Annotated in this window: 13 protein-coding genes; 5 read left to right on the forward strand and 8 right to left on the reverse strand. The window is 69.8% G+C overall.

What is annotated here, in order from left to right; translation table 11 throughout:
* Genes ACOCEP_RS02385 through ACOCEP_RS02395 form a run of 3 tightly spaced genes read right to left on the reverse strand, consistent with a single transcriptional unit; the run spans position 1 to position 3919 of the window.
* Positions 1 to 1197, reverse strand: coding sequence for a cysteine desulfurase family protein (locus tag ACOCEP_RS02385; protein ID WP_482335527.1), 1197 nt, complete (start codon positions 1195 to 1197; stop codon positions 1 to 3).
* A 49-nt stretch (positions 1198 to 1246) separates the two neighbouring features.
* Positions 1247 to 2641 (reverse strand): MFS transporter, encoded by a 1395-nt coding sequence (locus ACOCEP_RS02390; protein ID WP_482335528.1) that lies wholly within the window; start codon positions 2639 to 2641, stop codon positions 1247 to 1249.
* 24 nt (positions 2642 to 2665) lie between these two features.
* Positions 2666 to 3919 carry a helix-turn-helix transcriptional regulator gene (locus ACOCEP_RS02395; RefSeq protein ID WP_482335529.1) on the reverse strand — a complete coding sequence of 418 codons (1254 nt, stop codon included), beginning with the start codon at positions 3917 to 3919 and terminating at the stop codon, positions 2666 to 2668.
* Positions 3920 to 4052: 133 nt separating this feature from the next.
* On the opposite strand from ACOCEP_RS02395, the gene ACOCEP_RS02400 reads away from it, so the two are divergent.
* Complete coding sequence (locus ACOCEP_RS02400) at positions 4053 to 4943, forward strand: NADP-dependent oxidoreductase (RefSeq protein ID WP_482335530.1); 891 nt, start codon at positions 4053 to 4055, stop codon at positions 4941 to 4943.
* 662 nt (positions 4944 to 5605) lie between these two features.
* Here ACOCEP_RS02400 and ACOCEP_RS02405 read toward each other — a convergent pair.
* From ACOCEP_RS02405 to ACOCEP_RS02420, 4 genes are all read right to left on the reverse strand, one after another.
* Positions 5606 to 6517 (reverse strand): lysophospholipid acyltransferase family protein, encoded by a 912-nt coding sequence (locus tag ACOCEP_RS02405; protein WP_482335531.1) that lies wholly within the window; start codon positions 6515 to 6517, stop codon positions 5606 to 5608.
* Positions 6514 to 7296: a GNAT family N-acetyltransferase gene (locus ACOCEP_RS02410; protein WP_482335532.1), complete on the reverse strand. Its 783-nt coding sequence runs from the start codon at positions 7294 to 7296 to the stop codon at positions 6514 to 6516. Before ACOCEP_RS02410 ends, ACOCEP_RS02405 begins: the two co-directional genes overlap by 4 nt.
* Positions 7297 to 7473: 177 nt before the next feature.
* Positions 7474 to 8433: an electron transfer flavoprotein subunit alpha/FixB family protein gene (locus tag ACOCEP_RS02415; protein WP_482335533.1), complete on the reverse strand. Its 960-nt coding sequence runs from the start codon at positions 8431 to 8433 to the stop codon at positions 7474 to 7476.
* A gap of 26 nt (positions 8434 to 8459) precedes the next feature.
* Positions 8460 to 9245 (reverse strand): electron transfer flavoprotein subunit beta/FixA family protein, encoded by a 786-nt coding sequence (locus ACOCEP_RS02420; protein ID WP_016336566.1) that lies wholly within the window; start codon positions 9243 to 9245, stop codon positions 8460 to 8462.
* A gap of 243 nt (positions 9246 to 9488) precedes the next feature.
* Between ACOCEP_RS02420 and ACOCEP_RS02425 the strand changes: the two genes are divergently transcribed.
* Positions 9489 to 10340, forward strand: coding sequence for a DegV family protein (locus tag ACOCEP_RS02425; RefSeq protein ID WP_482335534.1), 852 nt, complete (start codon positions 9489 to 9491; stop codon positions 10338 to 10340).
* Here ACOCEP_RS02425 and ACOCEP_RS02430 read toward each other — a convergent pair.
* A complete protein-coding gene (locus ACOCEP_RS02430; RefSeq protein ID WP_482335535.1) occupies positions 10321 to 10743 on the reverse strand; it encodes a hypothetical protein in 423 nt (140 codons plus the stop codon). The two genes, ACOCEP_RS02425 and ACOCEP_RS02430, sit on opposite strands and share 20 nt — an antisense overlap.
* A gap of 135 nt (positions 10744 to 10878) precedes the next feature.
* On the opposite strand from ACOCEP_RS02430, the gene ACOCEP_RS02435 reads away from it, so the two are divergent.
* From ACOCEP_RS02435 to ACOCEP_RS02445, 3 genes are read left to right on the forward strand one after another with little or no spacing between them, the layout of a single operon-like run.
* Positions 10879 to 11652 (forward strand): class I SAM-dependent methyltransferase, encoded by a 774-nt coding sequence (locus ACOCEP_RS02435; RefSeq protein ID WP_482335536.1) that lies wholly within the window; start codon positions 10879 to 10881, stop codon positions 11650 to 11652.
* Positions 11649 to 13160 (forward strand): 1,4-alpha-glucan branching protein domain-containing protein, encoded by a 1512-nt coding sequence (locus ACOCEP_RS02440; protein ID WP_482335537.1) that lies wholly within the window; start codon positions 11649 to 11651, stop codon positions 13158 to 13160. Before ACOCEP_RS02435 ends, ACOCEP_RS02440 begins: the two co-directional genes overlap by 4 nt.
* Positions 13161 to 13173: 13 nt before the next feature.
* Positions 13174 to 13659: a glutathione peroxidase gene (locus ACOCEP_RS02445; protein WP_192743028.1), complete on the forward strand. Its 486-nt coding sequence runs from the start codon at positions 13174 to 13176 to the stop codon at positions 13657 to 13659.
* Positions 13660 to 13719 lie beyond the last annotated feature (60 nt).

Consider the following 13719-nt stretch of genomic DNA (forward strand, 5'->3'; position numbering starts at 1 on the left):
TCACACCTCTTGCTTCTGCGTCTGCTTGCGCATTCCGGCGAGCCCCGCCTGCCTCGCCCTGTCGACGACGCCCGCGATCTCCCTCGAAACCGCTTCAACGTCTTCCGGCGCCGAGGTATGCCCGAACGAGAACCGCAGCGACCCGCGCGCGGCCGCGGGTTCGGCGCCCATGGCCAGCAGCACGTGGCTCGGCTGCGCGACACCCGCCGTGCACGCCGAACCGGTGGAACATTCGATGCCCTTGGCGTCCAGGAGCATCAACAGGCTGTCCCCCGCGCAACCGGGGAAGGTGAAATGGGCGTGCGTGGGCAGCCGTTCGCCCTCGCCGCCGTTGAGCACCGCGTCCGGCACCTCGCGCCGGACGGCCTCGATCAGGTCGTCCCGCAGCTCGGCGACGCGTTTGGCGTACTCCTCGCGGCCGTCGACCGCGACCTTCACCGCCGTCGCGAACGCGATCACCGCGGGAACGTCGAGCGTGCCCGAGCGCACGGCGCGTTCCTGGCCGCCGCCGTGCAGGACCGGGACGCACGCGGTGTCGCGGCCGAGCAGCAGCGCGCCGACGCCGTACGGGCCGCCCAGCTTGTGCGCGGTGAGGGTCAGCGCCGCGGCGCCGCTTTCGGCGAAATCGACCGGTATCGCGCCGACGGCCTGGACCGCGTCGGTGTGCAGCGGGATCTCGTGTTCGGCGCAGACCGCGGCGAGCTCGGCGACCGGGTTGACCGTGCCGACCTCGTTGTTCGCCCACATCACGGTGACCAGCGCGACCGTCTCCGGGCTGTCGCCGATGGCGGTGCGCAGCGACTCGGGAGTGACCCGGCCCGTCTGGTCGACCTCGACCCAGGTGATCTCGGCGCCCGCGTGCTGCTCCAGCCATTCGACGGATTCGAGCACGGCGTGATGCTCGACGGTGCCGCACAGCACCCTGATCCGCTTCGGATCCTCGCCGTTGCGGGCCCAAAAGATGCCCTTGACCGCGAGATTGTCGCTCTCCGTGCCACCCGCGGTGAAGATCACCTCCGACGGCCGGGCGCCCAGCGCCTCCGCGATCACCTCGCGGGCTTCTTCGACCCGGCGGCGGGCGCGGCGTCCCGAGGAATGCAGCGCGGAGGCGTTGCCCACTGTGGACAGCGCCTCGGACATCGCCGCTACGGCTTCGGGCAACATCGGGGTGGTCGCCGCGTGGTCGAGATAGGTCATCGCATCCTTCAGGGTAGCCCGTTCCGGGGCGTGACCAAGCCCACCCTGGTCAGCGGGTGGCGGCGCTCATATCCGACGGCCACCGGCCGGTCAGCCGCACCCCCAGCAGCGCGATGCCGGTCAGCACCACCGAAAGCACCAAGATCGCCACCGACGGCTCCTTCGCCGACGCCAGCGAAGCGAGCAGAACCCCGCCCAAACCGATGGTCAGAGCCGATCCGACCCAGTCACCGAGCTGCAGCGCCGAGGTGTTGAACCCGCGTTCGGCCTCCGGCGAGTACCGGAGCAGCAGAACCGAGATCGCGGGCATCGCGATCCCCATCCCGGAACCGCCGACAGCCGACGCCACGAACGCCATCCAGCCGGGGAACGAAGGCAGCGGGACGAAGACGAAAATCGCCAGACCGGCCGCGACCAGCGCGAACCCGGTCCGCAACGACGCCTCACGCGACCAGTCGAGCATGCGGCCCTGCAGCATCGACCCCGCCGACCAGCCCAGCGCGGTCACCGTCAGCGGCAGCCCGGCCAGCGCGGGGCTGTACCCGTGGACCTCGGTCATCGTGAGCGGCAGATAGGCCTCCATCCCGGCGTACGCGCCCGCGATCAGCGCGCGCGAGGCGATCACTGTGGGCAACCCCGGTCGCGACGTCAGCGTCCCGGCGGGCAGGAGTTTGCGGAGCGCGTACGCGAGGGCGGCCAAGCCGGCGCCGCCGTAGGCCAGCGCGACGAGGGACGGGTGCTGCGCGGCCCAGGTGAGCGCGGCGACGCCGAGGGCGGCCACCACCGCGGGCACGACCCCGGCGCGCCGCGCGGATTCGGCGGCCAGGTGCCGGGGCAGCTTGCGCGTGACCACGATCAGCAGGGCGAGCCCGATCCCGGTCAGCGGGATCAGCCCGAGGAAGACCCAGCGCCAGCCGACGCTCACGGTGACCACTCCCGCGATCGAAGGACCGATCACCGCGGGCAGCACCCACGCGGCGGCGTTGGCCGCGTAGATCACCGGACGTTCGCGGTCGCTGAAGGTGAGCGCGATCAGCAGCGAGACCGAGACCAGCAGGAGCCCGGAACCGAAACCCTGCAACGCCCTGCCGAGCAGGAGCAGCGGCATGTCGTGGGCGAGCCCCGCGACCAGCAGCCCGACCGCGAACAACGCGGTACCGGCGAGCAACGCGGGCGCCGGTCCCTTGCGGTCGCCGAGGCGTCCGGAAAGGACGGTCGCGACCACGCTGGCGACCAGGAACGTGGTGAACGGCCAGGCGTACAGCGCGAGGCCGTCGAGATCGGCCACCATCGTCGGCATCGCGGTGGCGACGCCCATGCTCTCGAACGCGATGAGCGTGACCATGAGCAGCAGCCCGACGGTGGTCACGCGGTGCTCAGGTGTCCAGAGCACACCCTTCGGTTTGGCCTCGTCCCCAGTGATCGTCATACGACGAGCCTGCAACCTCCAGCCCGGTGGAGGTCAAGCTCACGACGCCGGCTCCAGGCGCAGCTCCCGCGCCAGCACGGCCGCCTCGCCGCGAGACGTGACCTCCAGCTTCCCCAGGATCTTCCGCACGTGGAACTTCACCGTGTGCTCGGTCAGCGCCAGCTCGTCGGCGATCTGCCGGTTGCGTTTCCCGCGCGCGATCCCGGCGAGGACTTCGAGTTCACGCGGGTTCAGCCGGTCCAGCGGGCGCGGTTCCGGCGTCTCCTGCACGCCCAGCGGCAGGACGGCGGTGATCGTGGCGCCCCAGTCCGGGACGGCGTCGACCTCCCAGCGACCACCCAGCGGGGTGATCCGCTCCGTCAGGCCCGTGGCGGGCACGGCGCGGGCGACGTCCGGGCCGTCGTCGCGCACGGTCACCCGGAGGTGCTGCCCGTCGATCCGCCAGGACGCCCGGACCCGGCCGCTATCCCGTTCCAGCGCGGCGAGCACGAGACCGCGCGAGACCGTGCGCGCGGTGTGCGCGATGTCCTGCGGGAGTGGCCGTTCGTCGTCCGGCCCGGCGAGATCGACGGTCACGTCGTTGTGGCGCACCAAAGGAGCCAGCTGTGTGACGAGGGTGCCGAACGCCTCCGACGCCGGCTCCGCCGAGAGCTCCTGATCGCGGTCGGCGATCGAGCGCAGTTCGACCAGGGCGGTCGCGGCGAGGTCGGTCGCGGTCTGCCGGGCGGCGGCGTCGCCGAGGCGCCGTGATCGCAGCACCGAGAGCAACGACGTCAACGTGGTCGCGTGGGTCTGCCCCAGATCGGTGATCGCCCGCGCCCGCGCGGTGGCCGCCGCGATGTTGCTCTCCAGGACGGCGGGTTCGGGGTCGGTGGCGCGCTGGGCGGCGTTCACGCTGACGATGTCCCACAGCTTGGCGGCGAATTCGAGCGGGCCGTCCGCGGGTTCGTCCTCGGTGGGGACGAGCGCGATCATCGCGCCCTTGCCGATCACCGGCGCCGAGGTGAGGACGACCAGCTTCCGGCGCTTCCCGCCGAGCGTCTCCTCGGCCACCACCGCCCGGCCCGGAACACCGAGCGCGGCGAGCCGCCGGAGCTCGGCGCTCGTGACCGCGCCGGTGATCTCCGGATCGCCGTGGACCTTGATCGGCAGCCGGGAGCAGTCACCGGTCTCCATGGCGGCGGCGTGGTGCGGCAACACGGCCGCGGCCGTCGCGGAAAAACGCGGCAGGAGTTCGGGACGCGGAGCGGCGAGCATGTACTCGACCTGGCTCAGCACGTGCAGCGGATCCATGAGTCCACAGTAGGCCCGTCCCGGCTCGGGGACGCTGCTCTCCCGGCTAGTGAACACTGCTCGTCCGGCTGATTCGGGCGGAGTCCGGGCGCCGGTTGACTGATCGCAGCGAAGAAACCCAATAGGAGTGAACATGCGAGCGATCACCATCACCCAGTACGGCGAACCGGACGTCCTGCGGCTCACCGACGCGCCGCTGCCGGAGCCCGGCCCTGGCCAGGTGCGGGTGGCGGTCAAGGCCGCCGGCGTCAACCCGATCGACTGGAAGATCCGGTCCGGCGCGATGGCGGAGGTCCGCCCGGTCGAATTCCCGCACATCCTCGGCCTGGAACTGGCGGGCGTCGTGGACGCGGTCGGCGAAGGCGCCGATTTCGCCGTCGGGGACGAGGTCTTCGGCTGGTCCGACACCGGCGGGTACGCGGAGTACGCGCTGGCGAGCAAGGTGATCCGCAAACCCGCCGGCCTTACGTGGGCCGAAGCCGCTTCGCTGCCCATCGTCGGCGAGACGGCGTTGCGGGTGTTGGGCGAACTCGAGGTCAAGCCGGGCGAGACGCTGGTGATCCACGGCGCGAGCGGCCAGGTCGGCCGGATCGCGACGCAGGCCGCCATCGCACTGGGCGCCACGGTCGTCGGGCTCGCCGGGGCTTCGTCGCTGGACGAGGTGAAAGAGCTCGGCGCGGTCCCGGTCCAGTACGGCGACGGCTGGGTGTCGCGGGTCCGCTCGGCGGCGCCGGACGGCGTGGACGCGGTGTTCGACGCCGCCGGGTTCGGCGTCCTGGGTGATTCCGTCGAGCTGCTCGGCTCACCCGACCGGCTGATCACCATCGCGGATCCGGCGGCCTACGCGCAGGGGCTGAAGTTCTCGGCGGGCGGCTCGGAAACCGTCGCGGTGCTCGAGGATCTCGTCGCGCGGGGGCTGAAACTGAAGCTGGGTTCGAGTTACGCGCTCGCCGATGCCGCCTCGGCGCACCGGGAAAGCGCGACGGGGCACGCGGGCGGGAAGATCACGCTGACGCTGGAGTGATGCCGGGCTGTGTCAACCCCGGACGCTAGGAACGGTCCTTTCCTAGCGAAATGTGCAAGGAAAGGACCGTTCCTAGCACGCGCGAGGTGCCGAGAGGGACTTTCGCGACCGGGTCGTGAGTGACTGCGCGGCGTGCGTGAAGGCGTGACTCGCGTGATCAGGGACGTAACTCGCGTGCTTGGAGGCCGCACACGTGAGTTACGCCGCTGAGCACGCGAGTTACGCCGCTGAGCACGCGAGTTACGCCTTCGATCACGCGAGTGCGGCCGATCGGTACAGGTGGTCGTGAGTGGCGTTTCGGGTTAGGGCGAAGGGTGCCTTAGGTACCTACTGAACTTTGGCTGTGGCTGATCGCGGGTCGGGTCCGTGAAGGCCTCCTTGCCTACCTTGAAGGTAGTGATGGAGGCCTTCACACCCTCTCCAAGTACATGAAGGCCCCCTTCACTGCGTCTAGCGCAAGGAAGGGGCCCTTCATGTACTTCAGGTGCCCGACCCGGGTGGTCGTGAGTGGCGATTCGGGTGAGAACACGAAACGCCACTCACGACCACCTCGACCAAAGCCACAGCTGCCACCGCGGTCGCACAACCCGTGGCGGATGTCATGAAAGGGTCGTTCAGGACGAAAAACGTCCTGAACGACCCTTTCATGACACATCCGGGAGTTACTGCGAGACCGCCTCGGGTGCGGAAGGCGCCGAAGGAGCGATCGGAGCCGGGGCCGGGGCCGGAACAGGGCGCCGTCGCCGTTGAGCCGGGATCTGCACCCGCCCCAGCGCCGCCTGCACGGCGGATTCCGCCAGTGCGGCCAGTTCCCGCCGGTCCGAAGCGCGGCCCGGCGCGATCTCCGGGCACACGTGCACCTCCAGCACCAGACCGCGCAGCGCCGCGACCCGCCGCAGCGAGGCGATGAGCGACTCCGGCCCGATGAACGCCGGCTGGGTCGTCTCCCGCCCGTCGGCGAGCCGGAAGCGCAGCGCGAGCGGCCGCACCGGGACACCGCCGTCGATCGCGGCCTGGAAGGTCGCCGGGCGGAACCGGCCCGAGCCGAGACCGCACCAGGTGGTGCCTTCCGGCGTCACGTTGACGAGTGATCCGCCGCGCATCGCGGCGGCGAGTTCGTCCATCGTCGCGGGGAGGCTCCGCAGATTCTCCCGGTCGAGGAAGATGCTGCCGCCGCGGCGCACCAGCAGGCCGAGCACCGGCCAGGCGCCGACCTCCTTCTTGGCGAGCGCCCGCATCGGCTGGACTGCGTTGACCGCGATGATGTCCAGCCACGAGATGTGATTGTTCACCACGAGCGCGCCGCGGCCGGGCACGGCGCGGAAGCGCTCGTCGCCGAGCACGCGCAGCTTCACCCCGAACGAGCGAAGGATCCCCGCGAAAAGCAGGCGCACCAACCGTTCCCGGGGCTTGCCGCGCAGCACGAGCACCAGCGGCGCGCTCACGAAGGCGCCGAAGATGACGCCGATCGCCGCGGTGAACCGCAGGACGCGCCGGCCGAACGCCACGGTCGGCGCCCCTTCGCTCAGGCAGCCGTCGCCGCACGGCGACTTCGGCATCCAGGCGTGGCTCATCCCTGCTCTCCCAGGAAGAACTTGAGGTACCGCTCGTCGACGTTGTGCAGATCCAGCAGGACGAAGAAGTCCGCGACACCGAAGTCCGCGTCGAGCGCGGGCGGGCCGTAGACCTTCGCGCCCAGGCGGGTGTAGCCCTTGATGAGCGGCGGGAGGATCGCGCGGGCGGGCCGCTCGACACCCTCGGTCGGCCACGGGTTGAGCGGTGTCACCCGAAGGGAGTCATCCGAGTAGTGCTTGGCGCGCAGGACATCCCAGACGCCCGCCGCGTAGGCCCCGCCGTCGGTCAGCGGCACGGAGGCACAGCCCGCGAGATACCGATGCCCGGCCAGCAGCATGTAGCGCCCGATCCCCGCCCAGACGAGGCTCACCACGGCGCCGCTGCGGTGGTCGGGGTGCACGCACGAACGCCCCGTCTCGACCAGCGAAGGACGCAGCGAATCGAGCGCGGTGAGGTCGAATTCGCTGTCGGAGTACAGCTTTTCCGCCCGCGCGGCCCGATCGGGCGGCAGCATCCGGTACGTGCCCACGATGTCGCCGGTGTTGTCGTCCCGCACCACGAGGTGGTCGCAGAACTCGTCGAAGTAGTCGACGTCGAGCCCGGGTTCGAGGGAATTGAGCGTCGCCCCCATTTCCTCGGCGAACACCTGATGGCGAAGGCGTTGCGCGGCAACGACTTCTTCGTTCCCATTCGCTACGAGGAGGGAGTAGCGCGGCGCGTCGGCCGGGAGTTCGACACCTGCCTGGTCAGTACTGACGAGGAGCTGTGACGTCGTCATGACCCAAGGTCTACTCCCCGGGGGGTACCAACGACAATGCGCCCGATGGCCGAATAGTGCACGTTCAGTTAATTGCGGGTTCTCAGGCTTCTCTCAGGATGGAAGATCACTTCCGGGTAACAGAAAAGGGGCCGCCCGGGAAAGAAATCCCGGACGGCCCCGCTTCGATCGAGGACCTCAGCCCTTGCGCTTCTGGACCTCTTCGGTCAGCTGCGGCGCGACGTTGAACAGGTCGCCCACCACACCGAAGTCGGCGATCTCGAAGATCGGCGCCTCGGCGTCCTTGTTGACCGCGATGATGGTCTTCGAGGTCTGCATACCGGCGCGGTGCTGGATCGCGCCGGAGATGCCGAGCGCGATGTACAGCTGCGGCGAGACCGTCTTACCGGTCTGGCCGACCTGGAACTGCGCCGGGTAGTAGCCCGAGTCGACGGCGGCGCGGGAAGCACCGACGGCGGCACCGAGCGAGTCGGCGAGCGCCTCGACGACGTCGAACTTGTCGGCCGAGCCGACACCGCGGCCACCGGAGACGACGACCGAGGCCTCGGTCAGCTCCGGCCGGTCGCCACCGACGATCGGCTCGACGCCGGTGATCTTGGCGGACTTCGCCGGGTCACCCGCGGGAACCTCGACGGTCTCCTCGGCGGCCGCACCTTCGGCCGGGGCGGCCTCGACCGCGCCCGGGCGGACCGAGATGACCGGGACACCCTTGGTGGACTTGGACTTCACCGAGAACGCGCCACCGAAGATGGACTGGTCGACGCTGCCGTCGCCGTTCACGCCGACGGCGTCGTACAGCAGACCGGAGCCGAGGCGGACCGCGACCCGGGCGGACACCTCCTTGCCCTCGGCGCTGGCCGCGACGAGCACGGCGGCCGGGGAGGTCCGCTCCACGAGCGCGGCGAGGACGTCCACCTTCGGGGTGACCAGGAAGCCGGTGGCGTTGTCGCCCTCGGCGACGTACACCTTGGCGGCGCCGTGCGCGGCGAGGGCTTCCTTCGCCTTGGCGGCGGTGCCGGTCGGGCCGACGACGACCGCGGACGGCTCACCCAGTTCACGAGCGGCGGTCAGCAGCTCGAGCGTGACCTTCTTGACTTCACCGTCGACGTGGTCGACGAGGACGAGTACTTCAGCCATTTCCCTATTCCTCCTCGAAACCTGTCTCAGATGAGCTTCTGCGCGACCAGGTAGGCGGCCACCTTGCTGCCGCCGTCACCCTCGTCCTCGACGCGCTCGCCGGCGGTGCGCGGCGGCTTCGGGGAGGCTTCGAGCACGGACGACCAGGCGTTGCCGAGGCCGACCTCGCCGGCGTCGACGCCGAGGTCCGCGACGGTCAGCGTCTCGACCGGCTTCTTCTTCGCGGCCATGATGCCCTTGAAGGAGGGGTAGCGCGGCTCGTTGATCTTCTCGCCGACGCTCACCACCGCGGGCAGGTTCGCTTCGAGGTGGGTGACGCCGTCCTCGGTGTAGCGGTCGGCCTTGATCGAGGTGCCGTCGACGGTCAGCTCGTTCACGTGGGTCAGCTGCGGCAGGCCGAGCAGCTCGGCGATGATCGCCGGCACGGCGCCACCGCGGCCGTCGGAGGCCTCGTTACCGGTGATGACCAGGTCGAAGCCTTCGACCTTCGAGATCGCGGCGGCCAGCACCTTGGCGGTGGCGATCGCGTCGGAGCCGTGCAGGGCCTCGTCGGAGACGTGGATGGCCTTGTCGGCGCCCATGGACAGCGCCTTGCGGATCGCGTCGGTCGCGCGGTCGGGACCCACCGAGACGACGGTGACCTCGCCCTCGCCGGCTTCCTTGATCTTCAGGGCTTCTTCGACGGCCTTCTCGTTGATCTCGTCGAGCACGGCGTCGGCGGATTCGCGGTCAAGAGTGTTGTCGGCACCGGAGAGCTTCCGCTCCGAGTAGGTGTCCGGTACCTGCTTGACCAGGACAACGATGTTCGTCATGGGTCTACTTCGACCTCCCGTTGGTGGCCGGCGTCGGCCACGGGGCAACAGCTCTACTGGCCGGTAGATTAGGGCCATTTCAGCGCCCCGGCCCGCCGAGGTGACCTCATTCACCTGGATGCACGTTTTAGTGGGACCATCGTCCAGGTAATTCACCCGGAAGTGAGTGTAACCGGCCGACTAACCCGAACGGCCGTATTCCGGGGTACTCGCGGAGAGGGTGAGGGGATAACCTGCCCCACCATGCGTTCCATGCCCGGCCCCGTCGCCGTGATCACGGACTCGACCGCCTGCCTTCCCGCCCCGGTCGCCGAACGCTGGGGAATCGGCGTCGTTCAGGTCCAACTGCAGGTCGGCGAGCAGTTCGACGAGGAGAACCGCTACGACCGCGAGGAGATCATCGGCCATCTCCGGGCCGGGACGCCGGTGAAGACGGCACCGCCCGAGGTCGCCGCGTTCTTCTGGGCGTTCCAGGACGCCGCGAGCAAGGGCGCGTCCGCGATCGTCAGCGTCCACATCTCGGGACGGATGTCGGAGACGGTGAACGCCGCCCGCGAGGCCGCCCAGCAGGTGAACGTCCCGGTGCACGTCCTCGACAGCGGGACCACCGGGATGAGCCTCGGTTTCGCGGCGACCTCGGCGGCCAAGGTCGCCGCCGCCGGCGGGCAGGCCACCCGCGTCATCGACGCGGCCGAGCGCCGGTTCCGCGGCAGCCGGGAGATCCTCTACGTCGACACGCTGGAGTTCCTGCGCCGAGGCGGCCGCATCGGCGCCGCGCAGGCCTTCCTCGGCTCGGCGTTCTCGATCAAACCCCTGCTGACGGTGAAGAACGGCGAGGTCGCCCCGCTGACCCGGGTCCCGGGCCAGCGGCGGGCGCTCAACAAACTCGTCGATCTCGCGGTGGACTGCGCGGGCGATCAGGACGTGGAGGTCGCCATCACCCGGTTCGGCCCGGACGAACGCGACCTGGAGATCGGCGGACGGCTGCGGGCGCGGCTGCCGCATATGGTCGACAGCACCCTGGTGGACGCCAGCATGATCCTCGGCGCCCACCTCGGGCCGGGTGCCATCGGCATCACGGTGTCGCCGGTGTAGCGCGCTTCGAGGGGATCAGCGCCAACACGATCGGGAGCACCGCGCCCAGCGCCGTGGTCACGATGATCAGCACCTGGTCCACCGGCTCGAAATGCGAGACGTGCCCCAGGTGGTAGAGGAAATGCGGAAGCCCGAAACAGAAGGTGGCGAGCGCGGCGAGCCTGGCCACGGCGGTCGTCCCGATCACGGCGGCGCCGATCAGCATGGCCGCGAGCGCGAGGTTGAGGCCGCCGAAGTCCTGGATCAGATGTTCGTTGAAGGGGCCGTCCATCGCCACCCAGCCGGTGCGGAACCCCGGGAAGTCCCGGTAGAAGCCCTCCGGGCTGAACAGCGGCCACAGCCCGACGGGCAGTTCGATGAGGCCGAAGACGACGAGCAGTACGCGGGTGAATGTCCGTTGCATACCTCCTGGACTGGACAGCGCCGCGAAACGTGACACGCGTTTAGTCCTCTAGTTGCGGTCCTTGCGCGTGCAAGGACCGCAACTAGAGGACCAACTGCGGCGGAGCGGGAAGTGACCGGCCGGTAGGGTCGCGGCGTGACCACCCCAGCCACCAGGGCCGAAGCGCTGCACCTCACCGGTGAACGCACCGTGCCGGGCATCGCCGAGGAGAATTACTGGTACCGCCGCCATGAGGCCGCGTATCAACAGCTCCTCCCCCTGTGCGAAGGCAAGATCGTCCTGGAGGCCGGCTGCGGCGAGGGTTACGGCGCCGGGCTCATCGCCACGGTCGCCGAGCGGGTGCTCGCCCTCGACTACGACGTCCCCACCACCGAACACGTCGCCCGCCGCTACCCCGGCATCGGCGTGGCCAGGGCGAACCTGGTGTTCCTGCCGCTGCGCGACGCCTCGGTCGACGTCGTCGCCAACTTCCAGGTGATCGAGCACCTCTGGGACCAGGGCGCCTTCCTCGCCGAATGCCGCCGAGTGCTCTCCCCCGGCGGACGGCTGATCGTCACCACGCCCAACCGGCTGACCTTCACCCCGGACAGCGACACCCCGCTCAACCCGTTCCACACCAGGGAACTCGCACCGTCCGAATTGGACGAACTGCTCCGTGACGCCGGTTTCGAGGTCGAGACGCTGCACGGTCTCCACCACGGCGAAGGCGTCGCGAAGCTCGACACGAAGTACGGCGGCTCGATCATCGACGCACAGCTCGACGTCGTCATGGGGCAGCTGCCCGGGCAGGCGGCCTGGCCGGCGGAACTGCTCGCCGACGTCGAAGCCATCCAGGCCGCGGACTTCGCGATCCATGGTGACGATCTCGACGCCAGCCTCGACCTCGTGGCCGTGGCGGTGCGGCGGTGAGCGAGTACGAGGGCACGTTCTGCCTCGTCGTGCACAGCCACCTGCCGTGGCTGCCGCATCACGGATCCTGGCCGGTCGGCGAGGAATGGCTCTATCAGGCGTGGGCGCATTCCTATCTGCCGATGGTCGATCTCCTGCGCCGATTCGCCGACGAGGGTCGCGAAGACGTCCTCACCCTCGGCATGACGCCGATCCTCGCCGCCCAGCTCGACGACCCGTACTGCATCGACGCCTTCCACGACTGGCTCGGCCATTGGCAGCTGCGCTCCTGGCACGCGTCCACGCTCTGGCGCGGAGACCCGCTGCTGCGCGAGCTCGCCGCGAGCGAGTACCGGACGGCGCTGAAGGCATCCGAAGAACTCGAAACGAGCTGGCGGCACGGTTTCTCGCCGATCCTCCGGTCCTTTGTGGACAACGGGACGATCGAACTGCTCGGCGGCCCGCTGGCGCATCCGTTCCAGCCGCTGCTCGACCCGGCCGTCCGCGACTTCATGCTGCGCGGGGGGCTGGCCGACACCGCGCTCCGGATCGGGCGGCGGCCCGAGGGCATTTGGGCACCCGAATGCGGTTACGCGCCCGGAATGGAGGCCGGCTACGCCGCCGCGGGCGTCCGGCGGTTCATGGTCGATGGGCCCTCCCTGCACGGCGACACCTCGGCGGCCCGGACCGTGGGCGACTCCGACGTCGTCTGCTTCGGCCGCGACCTCGAAGTCACGTATCGCGTCTGGTCGCCGAAGGCCGGCTACCCCGGCAACGCCGCGTATCGCGACTTCCACACCTGGGCGCACGAAGTCGGCCTCAAACCGTCGCGGGTGACCGGCAAGACCGTCGAGCCGCCGGACAAGGCGCCGTACGACCCGGCGATGGCGACGGCCACCCTCGGCGGCCACGTCCAGGACTTCGTCGACACCGTCGTCGCCCGGCTGCGCTCGCTCAAGGCCGAGCACGGCCGCGAATCGCTCGTCGTCGCCGCGTACGACACCGAACTGTTCGGGCACTGGTGGCACGAGGGCCCGGCCTGGCTCGAAGGCGTCCTGCGCGCACTGCCCGAGGCGGGCGTCCGCGTCACGACGCTCAAGGGCGCGCTCGAAGCGGGCCACCTCGGCGGGAAGGTCGATCTCCCGGCGTCGTCGTGGGGCTCGGGCAAGGACTGGCGGGTCTGGGACGGCGAGCAGGTCGCCGACATGGTGCGCGACAACAGCGCGCTGCAGCACCGGATGCTGGACCTGGTCGCCGGGATGGACACCGCGACCCGCGACGCCGTCCGCGATCAGGCCGTCGCCGAAGCGATGCTGGCGCTTTCGAGCGACTGGGCGTTCATGGTCACCAAGGATTCCGCCGCCGACTACGCGCGGCGGCGGGCGAAGGTGCACACCGAACGGTTCGACACGCTCGCCGGGCTGCTCCGCGAAGGTGCGCTCGGCCGCGCGCGGGAGACCGCGGCCGCGTTCCGGCGCGACGACGGACCGTTCGGCCACGTCGACGCGCGTGATCTGCTGAGGAAATGACGAAAGGGAGAGCATGGGGATCCACGACATTCCGCTGAAGACGCTCGCGGGCGAGGACACGACGCTCGGCGCGCTCGAGGGCAAGACGCTGCTGGTGGTGAACGTGGCGTCGAAATGCGGGCTGACGCCGCAGTACACCGGACTGGAGAAACTGCAGGAACGCTACGCGGACAAGGGTTTCTCCGTCGTCGGGTTCCCGTGCAACCAGTTCGCGGGCCAGGAGCCGGGCACCGCCGAGGAGATCCAGACCTTCTGCTCGACCACGTACGGCGTTTCGTTCCCGCTGTTCGAAAAGCTGGACGTGAACGGCGAAACCCGGCACCCGCTCTACGCCGAACTGACCAAGGCGGCCGACGCGGAAGGCGCCGCCGGCGACGTGCAGTGGAATTTCGAGAAGTTCCTCGTCGCCCCGTCCGGTGAAGTGGTGGGACGATTCCGCCCGCGCACCGAACCCGAGGACGAGACGATCACCAAGGCGATCGACGCCACGATCGGCTGATCCCCGCTTCCCTCGAAACAGGCCGGCTCTCGCAGCCGGCCTGTTTCCTTTTCCGGATAT

It is taken from the genome of Amycolatopsis sp. CA-211722 (assembly GCF_056828465.1).